This window comes from Xanthomonas sp. SHU 199 (assembly GCF_000364665.1).
GTDB classification, from domain to species: domain Bacteria; phylum Pseudomonadota; class Gammaproteobacteria; order Xanthomonadales; family Xanthomonadaceae; genus Xanthomonas_A; species Xanthomonas_A sontii.
Genome location: NZ_AQOI01000322.1, coordinates 1 through 568 on the forward strand (window position 1 = coordinate 1; position 568 = coordinate 568).

The 568-nt window shown below is 76.2% G+C and carries 1 protein-coding gene; it reads left to right on the forward strand.

What is annotated here, in order from left to right; genetic code table 11:
* A partial coding sequence (locus D183_RS0111380) for a DUF58 domain-containing protein (RefSeq protein WP_017909098.1) occupies positions 1-568 on the forward strand: 568 nt, incomplete at both ends.

The window sequence follows — 568 nt, forward strand, 5'->3', positions numbered from 1 at the left end:
CGGAGCCGGTGGCGGCCGGGCAGCCGCTGCGCCTGCGGTTGGCGCTGGCAACGGCCGACGGGCGCCGACGGCGCGGCCTGCGCGTGCGCCACGGTGCCGCCCACACCTACCTGGACCTGCACCGCGACGATCGCAACGAGGCCGACCTGGAGGTGCCCACCGAGCGTCGCGGCTGGCTGGACCTGCAACGCATCCAGGTCTCCACCACCCAGCCGCTGGGCCTGCTGCGCGCCTGGGCCTGGTTCTGGCCGGACGCCCCGCTGCTGGTCTACCCGCAACCGGAGGCAGACGGTCCGCCGCTGCCGGCCGGCGCCGGCACCCCGACCCAGACCCGCCTGCACGCGCTCGGCGAGGAATTGCACCAGCTGCGCCCGTATCGCGCCGGCGACGCGCCGCGGGCAATCGCCTGGAAGCACTCGGCGCGCCGCGACACCCTGCTGGTGCGCGAGTACGAACGCCCGATCGGCGTGGACGTGGTGCTGGACTGGCGCACGCTGCCGGCCTTGCCGCACGAACGCCGCATCGCGCGGCTGGCGCGCTGGGTCGAGGAGGCCGAGCGCGACGGCCA